Origin of the sequence: Brevibacillus antibioticus, assembly GCF_005217615.1 — a bacterium.
In the GTDB taxonomy this organism is placed as follows: Bacteria; Bacillota; Bacilli; order Brevibacillales; family Brevibacillaceae; genus Brevibacillus; species Brevibacillus antibioticus.
In genome coordinates this window covers 2,510,301-2,532,974 of record NZ_SZNK01000001.1, presented here as the reverse complement: position 1 = coordinate 2,532,974, position 22,674 = coordinate 2,510,301, and the positions used below count along the sequence as shown (strand labels likewise).

The 22,674-nt window shown below is 46.7% G+C and carries 22 protein-coding genes and 2 other annotated features; of the genes, 14 read left to right on the top strand and 8 right to left on the bottom strand.

Annotated features, from left to right (window positions below):
* Positions 1–61: 61 nt before the first annotated feature.
* Both E8L90_RS11620 and E8L90_RS11615 read left to right on the top strand, forming a co-directional pair.
* On the top strand, positions 62–514 hold the full coding sequence (locus tag E8L90_RS11620; protein WP_137029536.1) for a YaiI/YqxD family protein: 453 nt from the start codon (positions 62–64) through the stop codon (positions 512–514).
* Positions 511–1,179, top strand: coding sequence for a phosphatase PAP2 family protein (locus tag E8L90_RS11615; protein WP_137029535.1), 669 nt, complete (start codon positions 511–513; stop codon positions 1,177–1,179). The genes E8L90_RS11620 and E8L90_RS11615 overlap by 4 nt, the downstream gene beginning before the upstream one ends.
* A gap of 8 nt (positions 1,180–1,187) precedes the next feature.
* Here the strand turns inward: E8L90_RS11615 and E8L90_RS11610 are convergent, their stop codons facing one another.
* Positions 1,188–2,069 (bottom strand): LysR family transcriptional regulator, encoded by an 882-nt coding sequence (locus E8L90_RS11610; protein ID WP_137029534.1) that lies wholly within the window; start codon positions 2,067–2,069, stop codon positions 1,188–1,190.
* Positions 2,070–2,202: 133 nt separating this feature from the next.
* On the opposite strand from E8L90_RS11610, the gene E8L90_RS11605 reads away from it, so the two are divergent.
* Entirely contained in the window at positions 2,203–3,420 is a 1,218-nt protein-coding gene (locus E8L90_RS11605) for an MDR family MFS transporter (RefSeq protein WP_208759468.1), read from the top strand.
* Between the two features lie 280 nt (positions 3,421–3,700).
* On the opposite strand, the gene E8L90_RS11600 is transcribed toward E8L90_RS11605, so the two are convergent.
* Both E8L90_RS11600 and E8L90_RS11590 read right to left on the bottom strand, forming a co-directional pair.
* Positions 3,701–5,089: an amino acid permease gene (locus tag E8L90_RS11600; RefSeq protein WP_137029532.1), complete on the bottom strand. Its 1,389-nt coding sequence runs from the start codon at positions 5,087–5,089 to the stop codon at positions 3,701–3,703.
* Between the two features lie 546 nt (positions 5,090–5,635).
* Positions 5,636–7,054 (bottom strand): sigma-54 interaction domain-containing protein, encoded by a 1,419-nt coding sequence (locus tag E8L90_RS11590; protein WP_137029531.1) that lies wholly within the window; start codon positions 7,052–7,054, stop codon positions 5,636–5,638.
* 196 nt (positions 7,055–7,250) lie between these two features.
* Here E8L90_RS11590 and E8L90_RS11585 point away from each other — a divergent pair, with 196 nt between their 5' ends.
* Positions 7,251–8,462, top strand: a complete 1,212-nt coding sequence (locus tag E8L90_RS11585) for an ornithine--oxo-acid transaminase (RefSeq protein WP_137029530.1) — start codon at positions 7,251–7,253, stop codon at positions 8,460–8,462.
* 278 nt (positions 8,463–8,740) lie between these two features.
* Positions 8,741–8,878 carry a sporulation histidine kinase inhibitor Sda gene (gene sda, locus E8L90_RS11580; RefSeq protein ID WP_137029529.1) on the top strand — a complete coding sequence of 46 codons (138 nt, stop codon included), beginning with the start codon at positions 8,741–8,743 and terminating at the stop codon, positions 8,876–8,878.
* A gap of 74 nt (positions 8,879–8,952) precedes the next feature.
* Here sda and E8L90_RS11575 read toward each other — a convergent pair whose 3' ends face one another.
* A complete protein-coding gene (locus E8L90_RS11575) occupies positions 8,953–9,462 on the bottom strand; it encodes a molybdopterin-binding protein (protein WP_137029528.1) in 510 nt (169 codons plus the stop codon).
* A gap of 215 nt (positions 9,463–9,677) precedes the next feature.
* Between E8L90_RS11575 and E8L90_RS11570 the strand changes: the two genes are divergently transcribed.
* The 5 genes from E8L90_RS11570 (at position 9,678) to E8L90_RS11550 (ending at position 15,926) form a co-directional block, all read left to right on the top strand.
* A complete protein-coding gene (locus E8L90_RS11570; RefSeq protein WP_137029527.1) occupies positions 9,678–11,204 on the top strand; it encodes an AbgT family transporter in 1,527 nt (508 codons plus the stop codon).
* Between the two features lie 132 nt (positions 11,205–11,336).
* Positions 11,337–12,506, top strand: a complete 1,170-nt coding sequence (locus E8L90_RS11565; protein ID WP_137029526.1) for a MalY/PatB family protein — start codon at positions 11,337–11,339, stop codon at positions 12,504–12,506.
* Positions 12,507–12,583: 77 nt separating this feature from the next.
* Positions 12,584–13,516, top strand: coding sequence for a glutaminase A (gene glsA / locus E8L90_RS11560; RefSeq protein ID WP_137029525.1), 933 nt, complete (start codon positions 12,584–12,586; stop codon positions 13,514–13,516).
* A 93-nt stretch (positions 13,517–13,609) separates the two neighbouring features.
* Positions 13,610–13,891, top strand: a complete 282-nt coding sequence (locus tag E8L90_RS11555; protein ID WP_007725848.1) for an Fpa/YlaN family protein — start codon at positions 13,610–13,612, stop codon at positions 13,889–13,891.
* Positions 13,892–13,999: 108 nt separating this feature from the next.
* Positions 14,000–14,240 (top strand) — a binding site (T-box leader).
* 50 nt (positions 14,241–14,290) lie between these two features.
* Positions 14,291–14,528, top strand: a binding site (T-box leader).
* Positions 14,529–14,591: 63 nt separating this feature from the next.
* Positions 14,592–15,926: a sodium-dependent transporter gene (locus tag E8L90_RS11550; RefSeq protein WP_137029524.1), complete on the top strand. Its 1,335-nt coding sequence runs from the start codon at positions 14,592–14,594 to the stop codon at positions 15,924–15,926.
* 56 nt (positions 15,927–15,982) lie between these two features.
* On the opposite strand, the gene cax is transcribed toward E8L90_RS11550, so the two are convergent.
* Positions 15,983–17,026, bottom strand: a complete 1,044-nt coding sequence (gene cax / locus E8L90_RS11545; RefSeq protein WP_137029523.1) for a calcium/proton exchanger — start codon at positions 17,024–17,026, stop codon at positions 15,983–15,985.
* Positions 17,027–17,128: 102 nt separating this feature from the next.
* Here cax and E8L90_RS11540 point away from each other — a divergent pair, with 102 nt between their 5' ends.
* The gene (locus E8L90_RS11540) at positions 17,129–17,389 is read left to right on the top strand and encodes a hypothetical protein (RefSeq protein ID WP_137029522.1); all 261 of its coding nucleotides are present in this window, start codon (positions 17,129–17,131) and stop codon (positions 17,387–17,389) included.
* Positions 17,390–17,449: 60 nt separating this feature from the next.
* Here the strand turns inward: E8L90_RS11540 and sleB are convergent, their stop codons facing one another.
* A complete protein-coding gene (gene sleB / locus E8L90_RS11535; protein ID WP_137029521.1) occupies positions 17,450–18,217 on the bottom strand; it encodes a spore cortex-lytic enzyme in 768 nt (255 codons plus the stop codon).
* 150 nt (positions 18,218–18,367) lie between these two features.
* Between sleB and E8L90_RS11530 the strand changes: the two genes are divergently transcribed.
* Together E8L90_RS11530 and E8L90_RS11525 are read left to right on the top strand one after the other, a co-directional pair.
* The gene (locus tag E8L90_RS11530; RefSeq protein WP_137029520.1) at positions 18,368–19,996 is read left to right on the top strand and encodes a thiamine pyrophosphate-binding protein; all 1,629 of its coding nucleotides are present in this window, start codon (positions 18,368–18,370) and stop codon (positions 19,994–19,996) included.
* Positions 19,997–20,071: 75 nt separating this feature from the next.
* On the top strand, positions 20,072–20,413 hold the full coding sequence (locus E8L90_RS11525; RefSeq protein ID WP_137029519.1) for an Asp23/Gls24 family envelope stress response protein: 342 nt from the start codon (positions 20,072–20,074) through the stop codon (positions 20,411–20,413).
* Positions 20,414–20,460: 47 nt separating this feature from the next.
* On the opposite strand, the gene ftsW is transcribed toward E8L90_RS11525, so the two are convergent.
* Both ftsW and E8L90_RS11515 read right to left on the bottom strand, forming a co-directional pair.
* Positions 20,461–21,630: a putative lipid II flippase FtsW gene (ftsW, locus tag E8L90_RS11520; RefSeq protein ID WP_137029518.1), complete on the bottom strand. Its 1,170-nt coding sequence runs from the start codon at positions 21,628–21,630 to the stop codon at positions 20,461–20,463.
* A gap of 66 nt (positions 21,631–21,696) precedes the next feature.
* Positions 21,697–22,041: a YugN family protein gene (locus tag E8L90_RS11515; RefSeq protein WP_137029517.1), complete on the bottom strand. Its 345-nt coding sequence runs from the start codon at positions 22,039–22,041 to the stop codon at positions 21,697–21,699.
* Positions 22,042–22,192: 151 nt separating this feature from the next.
* Here E8L90_RS11515 and E8L90_RS11510 point away from each other — a divergent pair, with 151 nt between their 5' ends.
* Complete coding sequence (locus E8L90_RS11510) at positions 22,193–22,633, top strand: CBS domain-containing protein (protein WP_137029516.1); 441 nt, start codon at positions 22,193–22,195, stop codon at positions 22,631–22,633.
* Positions 22,634–22,674 lie beyond the last annotated feature (41 nt).

The window sequence follows — 22,674 nt, the reverse complement described above, 5'->3', positions numbered from 1 at the left end:
ACCTCCATCATACCAAAAATGAATCGGTACGGGGAGAGAAATACACACGAAAGGAGCAACCATGTCAAAAGGACGTGTTCTTATCGATGCGGATGCTTGTCCGCGCCAGGCACTTTTAACTGCCCAAGCATTGTGCAAGGAGCTCGACTGGATCTGTTTGACCTTTGCCAGTTATAATCATCAAATCGGTAATGCCAATCATGTAACGGTAGATGCCGGCCCACAAGCGGTAGATATGAAGCTGGCGAACGAAACGAGTTCAGGGGATGTCGTGGTGACGCAGGATATTGGTCTGGCAGCGCTCATTCTCGGGAAGAAAGCCCATGCTCTGACACCGCACGGGATGGTTTTTGACCCAGAACGAATTGCGTTTCATTTGGAAGAACGAAATGAAAAAGCGAGATATCGACGCGGGGGAGGTCGTACGAAAGGGCCTGCTGCTCGCACGCGTGAAGACGATCAGCGATTTGCTGAGTCCTTGCGCTTTTTGATGGAAAGAGGAAATCAACAATGAATCCGACAACGAGAAAAAATGGATATGTACGCAGAGCACTTTCGTTTGCTGTACTTGCCCTAATCATGTTTGCCCTCTACGTCGCAGGAAAAGTGGCAGGTATGGATCAAGCTGCCATCGCATTTGCGGAGTCGATTCGCTCTGATGTTGGGACTGCTTTTTTTCGATTGGTAACCAATCTGGGCGGAGGTATATTCCTTGTACCAGTAGCGGTCATGATGATCGTTGTCCTATACATAAAGAAATATCGTGTGGAGGCAATGTTTGTTCTCATCTCCCTCGTTGTCAGTGAAGTCGCAAATGAGCTCTTAAAGTGGTTCTTTGCCAGGCCTAGACCAAGTGGGGTTAATCTGATTGAACTGCCCGATTCCTTTTCGTTTCCGAGTGGTCATGCGATGATTGGACCCGCCTTTTATTGCATGGTCGCATTTTGGATTTCCCAATGGTTTGCGGAGAAAAGATGGTCGACGCTCGTGCAGCCTGCCGTTTTTATTTTCGTGGCATTGCTGTCTTTCAGCCGTGTGTACTTGGGCGTTCATTATTTGAGTGATGTGCTTACCGGCTTTTTCCTGTCGATGTGCTGGTACTTTCTCCTTTGTCTCGGCTATGAAGAATGGATGGGGAGACGAAGTACGGTCGTCGACCCCATACCGCATTCCAGATAATCATGAAGCTAGGTGGAATACCCTAATTCACTCATTAAACTCAGCCATTTTTCTACGCTGGGTTTATTTTTTTTGTCCTTAGGCAAGACGATGTATGCAGAGCGTTTGGGAGGCTTATTGCCTGTTATGATCAGTTCCTTCAAAGTACCAGCCGCTAGCTCGGCTTTGACGGTAGAGCGCGTCAACAAACTCACGCCGAGACCTTCTTTAATCAGATCGATGGCGAGCTCCGCTTTGTCTACTGTCAACTTGGGTACGTAATTACGCGGCAGTGTCTGCCTAATCCACTCGTTAAAAGGAGGGCCCCAATTCATGTACAGCAGCGGCAGATTACGCAGCTCGCGCGAATCGACGTGTGTAGATGCGGCAATGGGGCTCTCTGGACAGCAAACCAAGACAATTTCATCATCCCACGTTGGAATGACGTCAAAGTTGGGCAAGGATGGGGGAACGTAAACGATTCCGATTTGAATCACGTTGTCCAGCAAATACTGGATGACATCGGACGAATGGCCTGTCTTTGTGCTAATCGCAATTTGTGGATATCGAAAGTGGTACTCTTTCAAGATCGGCTCGAGGGTGGATGTCCAGATCGCGTTTAAGCTACCGATCGATAAATAATCTTCATAAGGCTGGAGGGAAGCGACTTCATTTAGGGCTTCATGGGACAGTTTGAGGATTCTCTCTGCATACGGTAAAAGGGTTAAGCCCGCTTGGGTAATCTCAACACTTCTTTTATCACGAATGAAAAGAGGTTTGCCAACTTTTTCTTCCAGTTGCTTGATTCGCATTGTCACCGTAGACTGAACTAAGTGGAGCATTTCCGCAGCCTTGGTGAAATTTTTCGTCTGGGCCAATGTGTAGAAAGCACGTAATTGTTCGAAGTCCATACAGTTGGAATCCCTCTTATCTAAATATTTGATTACCATATACAAAATTGTTCGTTTCCCAAATTATACCCTGTTCGCTAAGCTGGGGATATCCTTTTTCATGTGGGGTATCGGGAGAGCGAGGGGTATGGGGATGAAGTGGGAATGGTGGCGAGAAACGCCCTTTTCAGTGAAGCTCTTGTTAAGCACATCTTTTATGATGAATATGGGTTTTTATGCATTAATCCCGTATCTCACTTTGTATTTGACGGGCAGCATCGGCTGGACACTGGCGATGGCAGGGATTGTCCTGAGTGTCAGACAGTTCTCTCAGCAAGGTCTTGCCTTTTTAGGCGGTGTGATCGCGGATGCCTTCGGATACAAAGGGGCGATGTTCCTCGGATTGGGCGTACGTGCCGTTGGGTTTGCGATGTTCGCCTTTTGTACCGAGACGTGGCACTTTTTTGTTGCCGCGATTCTTTCCGGATTGGGTGGGGCGTTGTTTGAGCCTGCTTGCTCTGCTGCCTATGCGATTATTACACCTGAGGCCATCCGAAAAGAAGTATTCTCGCTACGCAATGTACTTGGCAATATTGCGGTTGTCGGTTCCCAAATCGTGGGGACAGCACTCTCGGCTATTGATTTTACGTACATTTCGTTGTTTGCAGGGGCCGTTTTCGGAGTGAATGCCATCGTGATCTTCTTTTTATTTCCACCGATTCGCGCCACGAATACGCGGCATAGTATATGGGAAAGTATGTCCACGGTAGTAAAGGACAAGCTGTTTGTACGCTATACCTTTATCTTGATGGGGTATTATTACTTGAATATGCAGGTGTTTTTAACGATTCCGCTGTTTGTTGAGAATGTTACACATAACAAGGTGAATGTAGGAATCGTGCTTTCTGCGCTTTCGCTGTTTGTAATCTTATTTCAAATGAAAGTAACACAATTGCTGGAGGGTTATCCGCAAAGGCTTACCTTGATTGGCATCGGGACGTTGTTTATGAGTGTGGGACTATTTTTGTTCACGTTTGCCGATTCATTGTGGCTTATTCTCTTGGATGTGTTCCTTTTTGCACTGGGAACCATGATTGCTGTTCCGAATCTGGTGGATGTCGTTCCCCGTTTTGCTCCCAAGGACTTGGTGGGCGCCTATTACGGCTTCAACGGGTATTCGATTGCCATCGGGGGTTCATTTGGACAGGTAGCGGGAGGATGGGTGTACGATGTAGGGCTGCGCTTGCAAACGCCGTGGCTGCCGTGGACCATTTGTTTGGTCATCGGGTTTGGGGTGGCCTGGATGCTATATCGCATGGAACAACAAACCGGACAAATCGGGAATAATCTAAAGAAAATAGCTCGCTCGTAAATATTTTTGGGCGAAATGAAACATTTTCCATCGTTCTTACGTATATAACGATAGAGATGATTGGCGCAAGAAAGTGAGGGAATTTTATGGAAGATATGAAAAAGCTAAAGCGCATGTTACTGGTAACGAGTTCCCTTGGATTTGCAGTTTTTGCCATGGTAGTCGTTACGGAAATTGTCCGAATCTCATTGTAGCATTGCCAAGCCTAACAAATCGCATATAAAGCATGAAAAGCTTGCAGTCCCTTCTTGAAAGAGGCTGCAAGCTTTTCTTTTTGTGATTACGCTTCGATTTTCTTTTTAAAATGGAATTGATACACGCACATTGCAATGATCATGAACGGAACTCCGCAGTACAAGGCGATGCGTTGTTCTGGATCGAATGCCAGACTCACGAGAACGAGCAAGTTCAAGATCAAGGAAATCAAAGGCAGTATAGGGTACAAAGGTGTACGGAACTTCAGATCCTCCAGCTTGCCTCCATTTTTCAGGTAATGACGACGGAATGCAAGCTGCGAAGCGGAGATGGAGATCCATCCGATCTGTGCACCGAGACCAGCGATAGACAACAGTACCATGAAGACCGTATCTTCTGCAAAAAAACCGGACAGAAGAGACAAGAGCGCAATGGCAAACGTAATCAACAAAGCGTTCATCGGAATCCCTTTTCCATTTACGGCCCCAAGCTTTTTCGAAGCCATTCCTTCTCTGGACAGGGAGTAAAGCATACGAGTTGCTGCGTACAAACCAGAGTTGGCCACAGACAGAAGTGCTGTCAGGACAACGAAGTTCATAATGTCAGCTGCATAAGGAATCCCGATGCTGTCAAATACGACGACAAACGGACTTTCAATCACACCCGCCTGTTGGTGTGGAATCATCCCTGCCACAATGGCAATCGCCAGAATGAAGAAAACGAGTGTACGCCAAACCGTCGTACGAATGGCCTTCGGAATCGTCCTCTCTGGATTCTCACTTTCTCCAGCGGCAATCCCGATTAGCTCGGTGCCTTGGAACGAGAAGTTCACGGTGATCATCGTCATCAGCAAGCCTGTAATTCCAAAGGGGAGAAGCGGGCTTTCTGTAAAGTTGGAGAGCATTGGTGCAGGTTGACTGTTTTTCAGGTCAATGAGGCCAAACATCGCCGCTCCACCCAAGATGATGAACAAGATGATAGCGCTTACTTTAATGCTAGAAAACCAGAACTCAGATTCAGCGAACGCTCGAGCAGATAAAGCATTTAATAAGAAGAGCACTACACCGAAGATCGCGCACCACATCCAAACAGGTGAGTCAGGGAACCAACGCTGCATCAGTAATCCTGATGACAACAACTCTAAAGCAACGGTCACGGCCCAACCAAGCCAATACAACCAGCCTACACCAAACCCAAGGGCTGGGCTAACAAAGCGGGTCATATATGTTTGGAACGAACCGGCCACTGGCATGGCAACTGTCAGCTCACCCAGACATAGCATAGTCAGGTACATGATAAAGCCTCCGACTAAATAGGAGAGAATGGCACCAACTGGTCCTGCCTGACTAATTGTATAACCTGATCCGAGGAATAACCCGGTTCCGATTACGCCGCCTAGAGAAATCATAAAGAGGTGTCTGCTGTTCATCGTGCGTTTCAATTGATTGTGCTGCTCCATGTTGCTTGTGGACATATAACCCTCTCCTTCACGCGAGTATGTTCAATGGATGTATGCGTTTTCAGGCGCGATAGCGATATATGCTCTGCAAGAATGATACCAAAACAAATACTTTATGAAAATATTATTTTTAAGGTATTTGCTGTCAAAAAGCGCAAAAAGATTCGGCATGTAGATGCAAAATAATTAAAAAAACGCCAAATCTCTTGGCGTTTATTAAAAATGATAAGGAAAAAATTGGACTGAAAGAAACATCTAAAGAGATGAACTTGCAAGTTTTTTAGTGCACGTTTTTTAGAAAGTAACGATGAACCAACCAAGCTGGTAAGAAGAAAAAGCGCAGGGCTCGTAGACCTTGACAACGCCGACCCAGTCGGAATTTCAAAAAGGGGACCACGCTTGTCGAACACTTCTTCTTCGAGAAACGTCCGCCCGTAGGGTGGCTTTGGCTCGACGGTCCCCTTTTTGAAATGGAGACGAGCAGTGAGTCACCCATGCAGGCGTGTCAGAGTCGAAGAGAACTGTGCTTTTTCTTCTCTCCACTATGTTGACTCATATGCTTTATCCTTTAATCCCCAACTTACGCAAGCGATATTGCAAGCTCTGACGACTGATTTGCAATTCCTTGGCTGCTCGTGAAATATTTCCGTTATAGCGTTCCACAACATGGTGAATATATGCTGTTTCAAATTCTTGCATGGTTTCCTTCAACGGCTTTCCTTCGTCCACAAATGGCAACGTGTGAGGGGAGGGTTGCTCGATCGTTACCGAAGCGGCTGGCGTACGACGCAAAAAGTGTAAGGGCAAGTGTTCATAGCGGATAGTTGATTCGTCAATCATCAGATTCATGGCTCCCTCAATCAAGTGCTGAAGTTCACGCACATTGCCAGGCCAGTCATGCTGGATAAAAAATTGCAAAACCTCATCACTGATGCTTCTTACCTCCATTTGGAACAGCGCATTGTATTTTTCAATAAAATGACTGACCAGCATCGGAATATCTTCCTTGCGTTCCCGAAGCGGGGGGAGAAATAACGTGACGACCCCAAGGCGGTAGTACAGGTCTTTTCGCAAATGCGAATGGGCGATTGCCTCAACAGGATCTTCATTGATAGCCGCAATGATTCGTACATCAATCGTTCGATCCTTTGTGTCACCAATACGTCTAATCGACTTCTCTTGCAGAGCACGTAACAATTTTGCCTGTAGTGGCATACTAAGCGAGTTGATTTCGTCGAGAAAAAGTGTTCCGCCTTCCGCTTGCTCAAACAATCCAGGTCGCTCTACTGCACCGGTAAATGCCCCGCGAGCAGTCCCAAACAAAAGCCCTTCGATCAGGCTATCCGGAAGGGCAGCGCAGTTTTGTGAAATAAGGGGACCAGCTGCACGCAGACTGGCATTATGAATGCTTTGCACGAACAGCTCTTTCCCGGCACCCGTTTCACCGACTACTAATACGGATGAGGAGGTGCGTGCTGCGCGTTTGGCATTCTCTATGACATCGAGAATAGGACCGCTTCTCCCGATAATGTGCGCGAACGTGTAGCGTGACCCGTTTTTTTGCAGCAGGTTTTCTCTGATCAATCGCTCCATTTTGGTAACATCATTTGCGATTTCCATCGCGCCGATGATCTTGCCATTTTCAATGATGGGGTACGTATTGTTGATGGTTGAAATTTCTTTTTGCTTGTCATTGAAATACGTTTGGCGTGTATTGCGAATGCTATTTCCGGTACGCAAGCATGTGAGCAAGGTACTTTCCTGTCCAGAAGGGAACTGAAAAACCTCTGCCAAAGGTTTGTGTAACACGTCTTGTCTGGTCATCAATTCCAGCTCGGTCATTTTAGAATTGTAGACAATCGTTGTCCCGTCCGAATCGATGACATGTACACCTTCATTCATTCTGTCCAAAATATGTTCATAAATGCGCAAGAGAGTGTCAGCAGAAGAATTATGCGTAGAAGACGACACTGTGGTCACCAGCCTTTCCTTATGAAGGTATCATAGCATAAAGGGAATGAGTGCAAAAACATTATGCACTGCAAAAGAATATGAAGGTAAGATGCAAAAATTTTTTGCTTATTTGATCGGAAGGGATCGACTTTATGTTGTTTTCTTGTTTGGCATCGTTCTTGCTTGATAAATTTAGCAAGTGATCTTGAAGGAGGCTAACGACATGAGTAAAACAAACGTGGTTATTGATCAAACAGAAAAATTCGGTGCGCACAACTATCATCCGCTACCGATCGTTATTTCCAAAGCAGAAGGCGTATGGGTACACGATCCGGAAGGCAATAAATATCTGGATATGCTGAGTGCATATTCTGCGCTGAACCAAGGACATCGTCATCCACGTATCATCCAAGCTCTGAAAGATCAAGCAGATAAAGTAACGCTCACTTCCCGTGCTTTTTACAATGACCAACTGGGTGAATTCTACGAAAAGCTTTCTGCGGTGACAGGAAAAGAAATGATCCTGCCGATGAACACTGGTGCAGAAGCAGTAGAGACAGCACTCAAAGCAGTTCGTCGCTGGGCTTATGACGTGAAAAAAGTACCAGAGAACCAAGCAGAAATCATCGTATGTGAAGGCAACTTCCATGGTCGTACTGTCACAATTACTTCCTTCTCTTCTGCAGAAGAGTACAGACGTGGCTTCGGACCATTCACACCTGGTTTCAAAATCATTCCTTATGGCGATATCGAAGCGCTTAAGCAAGCGATTACACCGAATACAGCAGCATTCATGCTGGAGCCGATCCAAGGCGAAGCAGGGATCATCATTCCACAAGAGGGCTTCTTGAAGCAAGCACAAGAGGTATGTAAAGCAAACAATGTACTTTTGGTCAGCGACGAGATCCAAACAGGCTTCGGTCGCACAGGTAAAATGTTTGCCAGCGATTGGGAAGAGGTAGTGCCAGATATGTACATCATGGGAAAAGCTCTTGGTGGTGGCGTGTTCCCGATTTCTGCAGTAGCAGCAGATAAAGAAATCTTGAGCGTATTTGAGCCAGGTTCCCACGGTTCTACCTTTGGTGGAAATCCACTCGGATGTGCAGTTGCCATCGCAGCTATGGATGTATTGGCTGACGAAGGTCTTGTACAACGCTCCCTGGAAATGGGCGCATATTTCATGGAGAAATTGAAAGAAATCAACAACCCGATCATCAAGGAAATTCGCGGTCGTGGTCTGTTCATTGGTTTGGAGCTGACTACAGCGGCTCGTCCATATTGCGAAAAACTAAAAGAACTGGGACTCCTGTGCAAAGAAACACATGAGACAACCATTCGTTTTGCACCGCCACTCGTCATCAGCAAAGAAGATCTAGATTGGGCAATTGATCGCATTAAACAAGTTCTGCACGTGACAGAAGCTGCAAACGCATAAATAGCAACGACAAAAGCCATCCTGTACGAGGGTGGCTTTTTTTCTTGAGGGCTTATGATGACAGAATAATCACATCATTCGTTCGACAAATTCCGACTGGCTGTGGATAAAAGGAAAAAAACATCCACAAAGGAAATGCTTGGATGCTTATAAGTTACACACAGTTTGCCCACATGTTACCAACAAGATGTCCACATTGCTTGTGGATATCCGAACGGTTGTTCGATACAAATGCTTCTGTTACAATGGGCTCATATTAGAGATGGAGGTGAGCAAAGGTGAAATACTTGAGTGACCAAATGTTGATAGAAGTATATCATCGAGCTGTCGACCTTCAACTAGATGCAGCATTTATCGAATTGCTTCGCGAAGAACTACAGCATCGGAAAATCCGTATCACGCAGTTCAGCGCCTAGAGCAAAATCATCACACATACGTAACATATGGCAAAAGCCATCCTCTTTTTTCGAAGGAGGATGGCTTTTGCTATCTACGCTTGCTCCATAATAAACTCAAAAGCAGTAATTCCTTTAATCGGTTCTTCATTCGCAAGCAACACTTCTGGCAAATAGAAGTACACAGGGCCGTCCTCTTTAATAGGCCTGCCGTCTTTGGAGAATTGCAGGATGGCTCTTCTTGCCTCTGCAAGTGGAAGAACGATCGCTTCCAGATCCTCGCGGTGAAGACGGACATGGGTCACCTCTGGTAAGGGCTCAGCGTTTGTAATGAAGGGATCAAGACGCATTCCGTAATCGCCTTCGAGCACTTTACGTTCTTCGGCTAAGCTTTTTCGTTCGGAAGGAAGCGTAGCCCCTTCGCGCAATTCCTTATCCCACTGGGTCCCCGTTCCAGCCAAATACTTTGCTTGTGTAGCCAGCGAGCTATCATCTTCGCCCGCGTATGTTTTCAGATCGAATTTGCGTTCATCAAAAACCCAAACGGTTGGATCCAATGTAATAGGGAAAGCGATGGCCCCTTTGAACACGATAACATCAGACATACGTCATTCCTCCGTGATCATTCGTAATCAATCTCTATATTACTATAGACCCGTAAATGACAGCAATTATCCGAAAAGCGAAAATTTCATATAATATTCTTGAAATTATTGACATGCATTTTATAGATTATATAATCATATTAGAAAGTTGTTATGTGAGAATGAACTTTTCCTGTGATAGTTGAATTCCTACTAAATAGTTAGGGGGCGAACCTATGGCGAAAGGCACGAATGTGCAAGCAGATTTGATGAAGCAAAAAGGTATCCTAAAATGGATTGAAACGGTAGGGAATAAGCTCCCGCATCCATTTGTCTTGTTCATTATTTTGTGTGGTGTATTGATGGTAGTCTCCGCAATCCTCGCAGCCATGGACTTTTCGGTTATTCATCCTGCAAAAGGCGAAGAGGTTGCCGTTAAGAGTTTGCTTAGCGTCGAAGGGATTCACTGGATTTTAACAAGTATGCTAAAAAACTTTATTGAATTTCCAGCACTTGGTCTCGTTCTGGCGATGACGCTTGGAATTGGACTAGCAGAAAAAATCGGTCTTTTAACAACAGTCCTACGCAAAATGATGGCAGGCATTCCGGCATCGGTTGTCAGTTATGTCGTTGTATTTGTCGGAATCTTGGGAAATCTAGCTTCTGATGCAGCCATGGTTATTATTCCTCCGCTTGGCGGTCTCGTGTTCTTGGCAATGGGGCGTCACCCGATTGCAGGCTTTGCAGCTGGTATGGCTGGTGTATCCTCCGGTTTTACAGCGAACTTTTTCATTGCCGGTACAGATGCTCTCTTGGCAGGGATCAGTACCGAAGTAGCGAAAACGATTGATCCAAATGCTATGGTTACACCAGTAGATAACTGGTTCTTCATGTCAGCTTCCGTTGTCATCCTCGCTTTCTTTGGAGGATGGATTACCGATAAAATGATCGAACCACGTCTTGGCACGTATCACGGCGATCGAAACGTACAATTCGAAGAAGTAACTCCGCAAGAAAACAAAGCACTGCGCAAAGCGGGTATCGCAGCGCTGATTTTCGTAGTCATTGTAGGGGTACTGGTCGTTCCAGAAGGTTCACTGTTGCGTGATCCAAAGACAGGTGACTTCTTGACATCACCGTTTTTGAAAGGGATCATCCCCATCATCCTGTTGTTCTTCGTGACCGTATCGTTTGTATACGGTAGAGCAATGGGACTAATTAAAACATCGAAGGACATTCCGCAATACATGTCCGAAGCAATCAAGGATATGTCCGGCTTTATTGTGTTAGCGTTTACAGCAGCACAGTTCATCGCGTTCTTTAACTGGAGCAACATTGGTATTTTGATGGCTGTCAATGGCGCAGAATTCATGACACACATGGGCTTGACTGGCTTGCCGATCATTATTGCCTTTACACTCTTCACAGGTGTCTGTAGCTTGTTTATCACGAGTGGTTCAGCGCTGTGGGCGATCCTCGCACCTGTATTTATGCCAATGCTGATGCTGTTGGATTACAACCCGGCATTTATCCAGGCCGCTTATCGGATTGCGGACTCTGCAACCAATACGATCTCACCTGTGAATCCGTACATCCCGCTCATCTTGGCTTTCTATCAGAAGTATAATAAGAATGCAGGGATGGGAACGATTTTCTCTACCATGACTCCATTTGCAATCGTTTTCCTAGTCGTTTGGATCTTACAATTGACATTATGGTACTACTTGGATCTTCCATTTGGTCCTGGCGTATACGCTCGCTAATCTATTTTTTCATAAGAAAGGAGTCGCTCAACAGGGCGGCTCTTTTTTTGTACACTGGAAGCTTGGACAATTGGAAAAAGACGGTTTATGCTGTTTGTATGTATGGAAAGGGATTACGGGGAGGGAACGAGCGTGTACGATTTTGATCAGCGCATCGAACGCAGAGGGACAGATAGTGTCAAATGGGAGATTCAGAATCCGAAAGTGAACGGAGAAGGGATGCTTCCGCTATGGGTGGCGGATATGGATTTTGCTTGTGCTCCTGAAATCACAGAGGCACTGATCAAACGGGCGAGCCATCCGATATACGGATATACATTGAAGTCGAATGCCCTTTATCAGGGCTTGAAAGAGTGGATACACAAGCGATTTGGTGTAGAGGTAGAAGTGAGCTGGATGACAGGGATACCTGGAGTCGTTCCCGGCATTCACGTAGCGGTAGAGGCTTACACAGCCCCAGGAGACGGTGTCTTGATCCAGACGCCTGTGTACCATCCTTTTTATCATGCAGTCGAAAATCGCGGACGTCATGTCGTTACCAGCCCACTCTTGGAGCGTGACGGCCGTTATGAAATGAATTGGGATGATCTCGCACAAAAGCTGAGCGACCCACGGGTGAAGCTGATGCTGCTCTGCACACCGCATAACCCGATCGGACGAGTATGGACCAGAGAAGAGTTGGTGCGCTTGGGAAGATTGTGTGTAGAAAATGGCGTGCTTGTGGTTGCCGATGAGATTCATTCGGATTTGGTCTATGAACCAAATGTTCATACGCCTTATTATTCGCTGGCACCCGAATTAGCCAACCAGAGTGTGACCTTCCTATCGGCCGCCAAAACATTCAATTTGGCTGGTTTGTATACTTCCTATTTGATGACAGAAAATCAGCAGTTATTGCGGGACTTCCAGGTCACAGCATCCAAAATGGGCTATGAGAACCTGAATCTGTTTGGGATGGAAGCAACGATTGCTGCCTACCAACATGGAGAAGCATGGCTAGAAGAACTGTTGATCTATTTACGTAGGAATGCAGCCTATGTGCATGAGTTTTTATCGACTCGTATTCCTGGGGTATCCATGGCGATTCCGGAAGCGACATACTTGGGGTGGATGGATTTCAGACAGCTAGGACGTAGTCAGGCGGAGTTAAACAAGCTCATTCGCGAGGATGCAAAGCTCGGTTTGCACGATGGCACGACGTTTGGACGGGATGGTGCAGGGTTCATGCGAATCAACTTTGCTTGCCCAAGATCAATTCTAGTCGAAGCGATGGAACGATTGGAGCACGCTGTTCAGAAGTAGGGAAATTTGACATGGGCCATGTGGAAATCTACAATCGAATCTGTATACATCGACGTAATAGACTGAGAGGTTTTTCGATGGATTTGAAACTAGCGTCCGAACAATTGGAGCAAGTACGCAACCAATCACTTGAGTATACATACAAGGGGAGTGTAGCGTCCTACATTCCTGAATTGGCAAAAGTCGAACCACATCAATTGGGAGTGGCTGTATGCTTGCCCGATGGGACGATCCTTTCTGCTGGTGATGCAGATGTGCCATTCTCGATGCAAAGCATCTCCAAGATTTTCTCACTGATCGTCGCCGTATGCCAGAACGGGAAGGAATACGTGTTTCGGCATGTAGGGAAAGAACCAACTGGAGACCCGTTTAATTCGATTATTAAACTGGAGACGACCGAATCTCATAAACCACTGAACCCGATGATCAATGCAGGAGCCATTGCGGTTGCGGGCATGATTCGTGGTGCCAACGTGGACGAGCGGCTAGATGCTGTGCTGGCTTTGATGCGGAAAATGACAGGGAATCCTCATCTTTCTATCAATCAAGCTGTTTATTGTTCTGAAAAGAAAACGGCTGATCGCAATCGTGCCCTCGCTTGGTTTCTAAAGGACAGCGGCATACTGGAAACGGATGTAGAAGAGACACTTGATCTGTATTTTCGCCATTGCTCGATAGAGGTGACAGCGAAGGAAGTAGCTACACTAGGGATGGTACTTGCAGCAGACGGAATTCTCGTGAATACAGGTGAGCGGGTGATTCCAGAAGAAGTAGCTCGAATCTGCAAGACCTTCATGGTGACTTGTGGGATGTACAATGCCTCTGGAGAGTTTGCGATAGACGTAGGAATCCCCGCGAAAAGTGGGGTTGCCGGCGGTATTATGGCAACAGTGCCACATCGTATGGGGATTGGTGTGTTCGGTCCATCTTTGGATGAGAAAGGAAATTCGGTAGCCGGTGTCAAGCTGTTGGAGCAGCTTTCAAGAGAGTGGAAGCTCGGTATCTTTTAGCTTCTTGCAGTTGATCTGTCTTCTCCCCTTTTCAAATGGCCCAGAATCGCGTACTATGTATGATAAGGATGGAGGCAAACGGAGGGATAGGTTTTGACAGAAATTAAGGTTCCCGATCTGGAACAAAAAGCGCTAGCGTTGCTTCAAGCAGACGCCGACAAAATTTACAAGCTGATCGACGTACAGATGGAAAACCTGACCATGCCGCAGTGCCCACTGTATGAAGAAGTGCTGGATACCCAAATGTTCGGGCTTTCTCGTGAAGTAGAGTATGCAGTCCGCTTGGGACTGATTAGTGAGGACATTGGTCGAGAAATCATGGGTTCATTGGAACGTAAATTGGCCCATCTTCATGAACTGTTTAATCAAAAGTAAGGCGAGGAGAGCGGCGATTATCCTCGCTTTTCATTTTGTTGAAAGAAAAAACACTTGCCTATTTCGCGTATTTATATTAAATTAAAATCTATAATTTTTTATTAATTTTGAAATGCAATGACGGAGACTAGTATGCGGAATCACCGCTTGTCAGGGAGAAGCTGCCTTAGACTGAAAGCAGCTTTGAAGCGCGCACCGTAGAATTCCCTCCTGAGCAGCCCTCTTAATGGCTTTTTGCCTAGTAGGAGGCATCGGGTCATTCCCGTTATCAATGATGGAGAGAAGTGCGTAGGGAATCTGTATCCCGTGCACTTAATCAGGGTGGTACCGCGAATAACTCGTCCCTTATTTGGACGGGTTTTTTTTATTTTCGCAAGACGCCCAACAACCAAATCATAGAAACAAGCAAGGAAAGAGACTAGTAAACGGACCTGCTGCATGACAGGGATGGCTGCCATAGACTGAGAGCAGCCTGATGTAAGCCCCGTTGAATTCACTCTTGAGCTGACCTCTGAACGCAGGCGCCGCCAGTAAGAGAGTCCGGGTCATTCCCGTTATCAATGACGAAGCGAGACATCGCCAATAGGGGATGTCTAAGTAGGGTGGTACCGCGAGAAATGAATAACTCGTCCCTTTTTGGGGCGGGTTTTTTTGTACCCATTTTTGGGCAGGAAAAGAATATCTTTGGAGGGTGAAAACTATGAAACAAGCCGAACAATGGACGAGCAGGCTCGGCTTCATCTTGGCAGCAGCAGGCTCGGCGATTGGACTAGGGGCCATTTGGAAATTTCCTTATATGGTTGGAACGAGCGGTGGTGGAGCGTTCTTTCTGCTATTCATCATCTTTACGCTAGCAATTGGTCTTCCGTTGCTGTTAGGAGAATTCACAATCGGACGCAGTACCCAAAAAGAGGCGATCAGTGCGTATAAAACAATTGCGCCAGGGTCCCCCTGGCATTGGATCGGTCGCCTTGGGGTGATCACTTGCTTCTTGCTCTTGTCCTTTTACAGTGTGGTGGGAGGTTGGATTCTTAGTTATCTTCTCCGCGGGTTTACTGGTCAATTGCAAGGGCCAGCTTATGACAAAGTGTTTGGTGACGTTATCGGTGATCCTGTTGGTGCAGTAATTGCTCAGTTGGTTTTCATGCTTATTACTGCATGGGTAGTCGCGAGAGGCGTACAGGGTGGAATTGAGTCCGCTAACAAGTACATGATGCCTGGTTTGTTCCTGTTATTCATGGTATTGATGGTTCGTTCCTTGACGTTGGATGGGGCAATGGAGGGCGTTTCCTTCTTTCTGAGTCCTGATTTTTCCAAGCTGAGTGCGCAATCGATCCTGTACGCATTGGGTCAATCCTTTTTCGCGCTGAGTGTCGGGGTATCCGTCATGGTTACTTTCAGCTCGTACCTTGCCAAAAACGAAAGTCTGGTTCGTTCTGCTGGTTCGATTGTCAGTTTGAATCTGCTCGTATCGCTGTTTGCTGGTTTGGCGATTTTCCCGGCGGTCTTCTCCCTTGGAGTAGAGCCAAAAGCAGGGCCGGGATTACTGTTTATCGTACTTCCTTCTGTGTTTGAACAAATTGCCTTCGGTAGCATTTTTCTGTTAATCTTTTTGGCTCTTTTCCTTTTTGCTACATTGACCTCCGCTTTTTCGATGCTGGAAATTATCGTTGCTTCTCTTGCAAAAGGGGACGAAACGAAGCGTAAGCGTCTCGCTTGGGTGGTTGGTCTGTTGATTTTTATCGTTGGAGTTCCATCGGCTTTGTCATTCGGCGTATGGAGTGAGGTTACGCTGTTCGGCAAATCTATCTTTGATGCGATGGACTTTTTGGTCAGCAATATCTTGATGCCGACGGGAGCGCTGCTCATTGCAATCTTCGTTCCGTTGAAAATGAAGCGTGAGACCTTGATAAACGAGCTGGGGGCGCATACTTCTTTGGGCAAACGCATGTTTATCATTTGGCTTCTCCTGATTAAATACGTAGCACCTATGGCGATTCTCGCCGTTTTCCTGCAAATGCTGGGTTTCTGGTAAAACAATGAAAGGCTTCGCCACAGAGGATGGCGGAGCCTTTGTTTTGTTCCTGCGCCCTACGCGAAGAAAAAGACTGTACCTAGAATAATATACACCGTCAAGAGAAGTATGCCTTCAAACCAGTTCGTGGCGCCATCTCGTGTGATAGAAATCGTAATAAAGGTAGCAACTCCGATCGCAGCCAGTTCAAAGGTAGTGAACACGATGTCCATTGGATTGCCTAGCAAGAGACTGATGATGACGAGAGTAGGGGCTACGAACAAGGCGATCTGCAAGCTGGAGCCGATCGCGATCTCGACTGCTGCACCGATGCGTCCTTTTAGTGCCAAAAGCAAGGCAGCGCTGTGCTCTGCGGCATTCCCGATGATCGCAATCACAAAAGCACCGACGAATAACTCCGACCATCCTAACGATTCGGAGACATGCTGTACTCCCTCTACCAGCCATTCCGAGACAACGGCTACGAAAAAGGTGGAGACAGCAAGCATCAAGAGAGAGACACCCTTTGACCATACCGCATCACTTTCTTGTGGCTCGATATCCGATAAAAAATCGCTGTGGGTAATCATGGAAAAGATGAGCCACAAAATGTAAGCAATGATGAGCAGGCTGGCGATGACGATGCTGATGATCTCCACCTTGATCATAGGCAGATCAAACATGAAGACTGCCGGTATGAATAAAGCGACGATCGCGAGTGTCATCAGGGAAGCATTGTGACTTGCCAGCCTGCTATTGAAGGTTTGTTCCTTGTACTTGAGACCGCCAAGAAACGTACTCAAGCCAAGAACCAACAGCATATTTCCGATGATCGCACCCGTAATAGAGGCTTTGACCATATCGAACAAGCCTTCTTTCACCAGAAAAAAAGCAATAATGAGTTCTGCGGCATTTCCGAAGGTAGCGTTAAGAAAGCCCCCGATTCGGTCCCCAGCATAATGGGCGACGCTCTCTGTCGATTTTCCGAGCCAAGCTGCCAAAAAAATGATGGCAAGTGAAGATGTGGCGAATTGGAGCATTTCATTTCCAGAAAAATAGTGGGCGTATAGAGCTACTATCATGCTCCCGCCTACTAATGAGAAAAAGAGTTTCAAGTTCATTTCATCACCTCAGCAATTTTTACTCATCCCTAGACCTCATAGGTATAGAGTTCCTGTTCTGGACAAAACTAACCATGAACTAGAAAAGTGAGGTGTTTTTTTATGACCCAGCCGTTGTTGTGCCCGACATGTAAATCAAATCGGATGAGGTTCACTGTTATCGAGCAGACCCCTCGCTATATAAGACTGGACCCACAGTCAGGCGAAGTCGTAGCAGAATTCCATCAAGACCAGCTTGATATGTTTCACCAGCCGTACAAAGGTGAGCACTACATGATACAATGTGGAATTTGCGGGACCACAGAACCGGAAGAACGATTCGTCAAAATGGCCCAGCATATGCAAACACAGCGTTCGAAATGAGACTCGGAAAGGAAAACAGGCACGCAGTTTACGACTGTCGTGCCTGTTTTTTATGGAATGCTAGCGGCAAAAAATGTGTCTGCCGATCTTTTTGATTTGAGGACGGCTCCAAATCCACCCAGATGTTGCAGTATCCGGGTTGAAATAATAAATGGCTCCGTCTGTTGGGTCCCAACCCTTGAGTGCATCATTCACTGCTTTTTTTGCCTGTTCGTTCGGTGACAGCCAAATCTGACCGTCCGCCACAGCAGTAAAAGCACGCGGTTCAAAGATAACGCCAGCAGGTGTATTGGGAAAGGATGCGTTCTTTGTCCGGTTCAAGATAACAGCAGCAACTGCTACTTGGCCAATGTAGGGCTCTCCACGCGATTCTCCGTACACGGCATTCGCCATCAGACGCAGGTCGTTCTCCGATATTCCGGCTACGTGATACGTAGGTTTAGAAGGCGCAGAAGGCGTCGATGGTGCAGGGGTTGCGGTTTGTGGCACCCCGAGATCAGAAGCAGTGGGTTTATAATTTTTTGTGGCGTTGTACAGCTTTACTTTCGTTTGCGCTCCAAGTACACCGTCTATGGGTAAGCCAAACTCATACTGAAAGTTACGCAGCGCCCAATAAGAACGCCACCCGAATACGCCGTCTACTTTTCCCGTATAAAATCCAAGATGCTTCAAACGATACTGCATTTCACGCACGTCTGAGCCTTCTGCCCCTACTTTGACAATCTGCTTACTGAATGCATCTGAGCGCAACGGAGATACCATAACCGCAGTCGTAACCAGAAGTGCGAATACTACTACAGCTAGCAGCCATTTAACAGGCTGTTTCATTTCTTACCCTCCTTCGGGTATGGATTTGTATATCAGTTGATTATTGTTAGGTTCTCCAACTTCCGTCATTTTTGCCTTAGTAAAATATTGGAGAATGCGTAGACTACCAGTAAATGTATTTGCACTTTGTTCTGGAAGGGGAAGATTTTGATGCAGGTCGCGCAATATTTGACGGAACAATTGATTAGATGGGGAGTCAAACGAATATACGGGGTGGCTGGTGACGGAATATTTGCCTGGCTGGATCAGCTCGCGAAGCAATCCGACATTCAATACATTGCTTGCAAGCATGAATCTGCTGCGGCCATGATGGCAAGTGCGGAAGCAAAACTGACGGGGATTCCTGCTGTTTGTACCGCGACGATGGGGCCGGGTTTTGTCAATCTGCTGAATGGACTTGCAGATGCGCATACGGATCGTGTACCCGTCATTGCGATTACGGGTCAAGTGGAGACATACAAGCTGGGTGGAGCGTACAAGCAGTTTATCTCTCAAGAAGACATGATACGTCCCATCAGTTTTTATTCGACGACGATTACGCATCCAGATGCCATCCAAAGTGTTTTGCACAAAGCATTTGTCACAGCTATGCAGCAAAAAGGAGTGACACATCTCGCCATCTGCAAGGACGTCTTTACGCAAACGACTTCAGAAGCTGTCCTTGCAGCACTTCCACGCATTCCACATGCCATTTATCCTGATCGGATGGAGATCGAGCTTGCTTGTGAGCAGGTTGCGAAGGCGCAAAAACCTCTCATTCTGCTTGGTATCGGTGCCCGCAAATTGGCTGATTCGTGTGTAAAGCTAGCGGAACAGCTAGGGGCAGGCGTGTTGCTGTCGCTCGGAGCAAAAGGGACGGTAGATGAATCTCATCCTCTTGTGATCGGCGGATGGGGAGAGGGGGGCAGCGAAACGACTTTACATGCCTTAGCGGAAGCAGATTTGTTGCTGATTTTGGGAGCGAGCTGGTTCCCGCGTGCTTTTTTGCCAAAGAAACTGTCCGTCATTCAAGTAGATCATCAGCCCGGATCGATACATGCACATCCCTACCTTCAGTCTGTCACAGCTGAATTGGACGATGTCCTGCCGATCTGGATGAGACGTTTGGAATCGCGCAGACAGGACGATGCGTGGCAGGAACAAATCAAGCGTTGGCATGGCGAGTTTGGCGAGGAGACAGAGCAAGCTGTCATTCAACAAGCGAGTGAACAAGTAAAGCCACAAACCTTGATGCATACGCTTGGGGGAGTGGTCAATGAAGATGCGATTATCGTCCTGGATACGGGTGAGCACACGATCTGGTTTAATCGTGCGTTCCGTGGGAAAAAACAGACCCCACTCTTTTCCGGAAAGTGGCGAACAATGGGATTCGGGTTGCCTGCGGCTGTGGCTGCAAAGCTAACCTATCCTGAGAAGCAGGTCGTCTGCGTCGCTGGGGATGGGGGATTGCAAATGAATCTGGCGGAATTGATGACAGCGGCCCAACTTCAGCTTCCGATTGTAATTCTCGTGGTGAACAATGGGACATTAGGATTGGAAGAGGTCAAAATGAGTCAGGCGGGCTTGATCCCTTTTGGAGTGAAATTGCATAATCCAGATTTTCAACAATTAGCGAAAGCTTGCGGGATCAGTGGCAAGGTTGTCAAAGAGGTACAAGCTCTGGAGCCTGTATTGCGGGAGGCACTTGCTGCAGGTCAGTTGACACTCGTTGACATTCATTGCACATCGCCGACACTAACCGAGAGAAAAAAACAAATTTCCTTCCAAGCCCAAGCATGATTTGTTTATAATGAAAGAAAAGGCAAATGAAACCAGTGGGGGAAGAACGAAACGGGCGAAGAGGAGGGCGACCTGATGGCTGACAGTCTTGGCGAAATCAGAGTAGCAGATCAGGTGATCGCGATCATTGCTGGTGTTGCTGTAGAAGAAGTCTTGGAAGTCACAGTCCGTTCAGGCGGAATCTATCAAGATTTGGCGAAAAAGCTGAATGGCGGCGCGAAAGGCATTACCGTATCTGTCATAGACGACAGAGTCACGATTGACATGCGTGTGTCCGTTCGTTACGGGGCGCAGATCCATCATGTCTGTCACATCCTACAGGAAAAAGTAAAAGAAGCGGTGGAAACATTGACAGGTCTTTATGTGGAAGCCGTGAATGTACGTGTGGAAACAATCGAACTCCTACGAAGTGAATAAGAAAAAAAGGGATACTGGACGCATCCGGTATCCCCTATATATGTTTTTTACATGGAATATGGCTGTTTTTGTAATTGCTCTTCTACCTTCTGGCGACTGACTTCCCGCGATATACTGAGCAAAAAGCCAGTGGCGAGCAGACATACGAGTAAGGAGGAACCACCATAACTGATAAACGGCAATGGTACACCTGTCAAAGGAATCAAACCCGTTACTCCACCAATGTTTAAGAGCGCCTGAATGGCGAACATGCTGACAACACCGATTCCTGCCAAACTGGCAAAGGTGTCTTTTACACGCAGACAAATATGGATGCCGCGCAGCAGGAAAAGCAAGTAGATCAAGAGGAACACAGAGGCACCGATAAAACCAAGCTCTTCTGTCATAATCGAGAAAATAAAATCGGTATGCATCTCGGGCAAATACAAATATTTTTGAATGCTTTTCCCAAAGCCTGTCCCAGCTAGACCGCCATGTGCAATCGCAATCCAGGATTGAATAATGTGGTACCCAGTACCACCCATATCACTCCATGGATTGAGGAAGGAGTTAATCCGATTCAAGGCATGGGGCTTTGCAGTGATATATACCAATAGGGCAACAGTCACAGATGGAACACCGAGACCGATCAGTTGACGGATTTTGGCCCCACCGCAGATCATGACAATCAAAGCGCACCCGAGCAAGATGGCGGCAGAACCAAGGTCGGGTTGGACGATAATCAGCATAAAAAACATCCCCGTTACCATCAGTGGGGGCATCAAACCAGATTTCAGCTTTTGTATCCCGTTACCTTTTTTGGAGATGATCGCTGCCAAGTATAAAATAAGGCCAAGCTTGGCAAACTCCGCAGGTTGTATGGTTGCAGAACCGATTTCAAACCACGATCGAGCTCCGTTAACTTGCTTACCAATACCTGGAATAAGAACCAGGAGCAAAGAAAAGAAGCTGAAGAGTGCAATCAATAAGAAGTTCCTCTTATAAAAAGAGAAGGGAATGTTCATGGCCACCAGCATCCCAACGACACCGAGCAGCAAGAAAACCGATTGACGCTTCACGAAATAAAGCTCATCTCCGCCGCAATAATCACAGCCGCCGCTAGTAAAGCTCGTCAACGCGAAAATAGAGCTGGAGCTGAGCACCATGGTTATGCCAAACCCAACAAGTAGGGCGGTCAAAAACAGGAGCAAGAAGTCAGGAACGCCCCTCGTCTTCATAAAAATACCCCCCTTTACGTGAAACAGAGAGGGGGTTCCTCTCTGTACACCGTACCATTTCATTTTTTAGTGTGAGGACAGCTTTTCGCCCAGCATTTGCAGCTTCAATTTCGCTGTTTTTACAACGGAGTCTGGCATTGGGTAATCGTAATCCAGACCGTGTGGGAAAAGATGTTTGCCCATATAAGGATCTTCGAGCTTCAGGACGGAGTGCGTATCCTCCAGTTTGCCTTCTGTCACGTTCGCTTCGATACGCAGGTAGAAGACATTGCCTTTATCTTGGATTTTATAATCGTATGTAGCATGCTTGTAATCCCAAGCGCCGCGATCAAAGCCGAGTTCGCTCATGTAGTGCTCCAGATCGGCGAAAAAGACTTCTTTTGTGCCAATTCCCGTATCCTTAATGACCATTCTTTTTCCTCCTAAAAATGGGTGAGATATTCGCTTATTAATCATAGTCTGTTTTTGGAAGAAGCGCAATATATCATACTCTTTCTTGCGCATGAAACGATAGGTGAGCGGACAAACTAGAATCGTTGATTAGCAAAAGGAGGAGAATGAAATGGCGAAGCTGGAAAATCGCACACTGCGCGAAATTATGACAAAAGATGTCGCTACTGTGACGCTTAAGGATAATGTGTATGAAGTGGCTTGCAAAATGCGCGATTGGAATGTAGGGGTCATTCCGGTTGTGGATGAAAAAGATGATGTGATCGGCGTGATTACAGACCGTGATATTGTGATTCGCGGTTTGGCTGAAAAGCATGAAGGCTCGACAGCCACCGAGGTGGTCATGACACGGGACATTATTCTCGGTCAACCGGGGATGACAGTTGATGAAGCGGCAAAGGTGATGGCTCAGCATCAAATTCGTCGATTGCCTGTTGTCGAGAAAGGCAAGCTGGTCGGAATTGTGGCGTTAGCAGATATGGCTGTTCGTCAATTCCACCAAGATGAGGCGAGTGACGCTCTCCAACAAATTTCTGAGCCAGCGACACATTAATAAATAAGATAGAAACGAGCTGTCGGAAAGAATCCGGCAGC

Excerpts from the sequence above, each read along its gene's own strand:
- E8L90_RS11620 (WP_137029536.1), top strand. The coding sequence starts at position 62 with ATGTCAAAAGGACGTGTTCTTATCGATGCGGATGCTTGTCCGCGCCAG.
- E8L90_RS11615 (WP_137029535.1), top strand. The coding sequence starts at position 511 with ATGAATCCGACAACGAGAAAAAATGGATATGTACGCAGAGCACTTTCG.
- E8L90_RS11610 (WP_137029534.1), bottom strand. The coding sequence starts at position 2,069 with ATGGACTTCGAACAATTACGTGCTTTCTACACATTGGCCCAGACGAAA.
- E8L90_RS11605 (WP_208759468.1), top strand. The coding sequence starts at position 2,203 with ATGAAGTGGGAATGGTGGCGAGAAACGCCCTTTTCAGTGAAGCTCTTG.
- E8L90_RS11600 (WP_137029532.1), bottom strand. The coding sequence starts at position 5,089 with ATGTCCACAAGCAACATGGAGCAGCACAATCAATTGAAACGCACGATG.
- E8L90_RS11585 (WP_137029530.1), top strand. The coding sequence starts at position 7,251 with ATGAGTAAAACAAACGTGGTTATTGATCAAACAGAAAAATTCGGTGCG.
- E8L90_RS11575 (WP_137029528.1), bottom strand. The coding sequence starts at position 9,462 with ATGTCTGATGTTATCGTGTTCAAAGGGGCCATCGCTTTCCCTATTACA.
- E8L90_RS11570 (WP_137029527.1), top strand. The coding sequence starts at position 9,678 with ATGGCGAAAGGCACGAATGTGCAAGCAGATTTGATGAAGCAAAAAGGT.
- glsA (WP_137029525.1), top strand. The coding sequence starts at position 12,584 with ATGGATTTGAAACTAGCGTCCGAACAATTGGAGCAAGTACGCAACCAA.
- E8L90_RS11550 (WP_137029524.1), top strand. The coding sequence starts at position 14,592 with ATGAAACAAGCCGAACAATGGACGAGCAGGCTCGGCTTCATCTTGGCA.
- cax (WP_137029523.1), bottom strand. The coding sequence starts at position 17,026 with ATGAACTTGAAACTCTTTTTCTCATTAGTAGGCGGGAGCATGATAGTA.
- E8L90_RS11540 (WP_137029522.1), top strand. The coding sequence starts at position 17,129 with ATGACCCAGCCGTTGTTGTGCCCGACATGTAAATCAAATCGGATGAGG.
- sleB (WP_137029521.1), bottom strand. The coding sequence starts at position 18,217 with ATGAAACAGCCTGTTAAATGGCTGCTAGCTGTAGTAGTATTCGCACTT.
- E8L90_RS11530 (WP_137029520.1), top strand. The coding sequence starts at position 18,368 with ATGCAGGTCGCGCAATATTTGACGGAACAATTGATTAGATGGGGAGTC.
- E8L90_RS11525 (WP_137029519.1), top strand. The coding sequence starts at position 20,072 with ATGGCTGACAGTCTTGGCGAAATCAGAGTAGCAGATCAGGTGATCGCG.
- ftsW (WP_137029518.1), bottom strand. The coding sequence starts at position 21,630 with ATGAAGACGAGGGGCGTTCCTGACTTCTTGCTCCTGTTTTTGACCGCC.
- E8L90_RS11515 (WP_137029517.1), bottom strand. The coding sequence starts at position 22,041 with ATGGTCATTAAGGATACGGGAATTGGCACAAAAGAAGTCTTTTTCGCC.
- E8L90_RS11510 (WP_137029516.1), top strand. The coding sequence starts at position 22,193 with ATGGCGAAGCTGGAAAATCGCACACTGCGCGAAATTATGACAAAAGAT.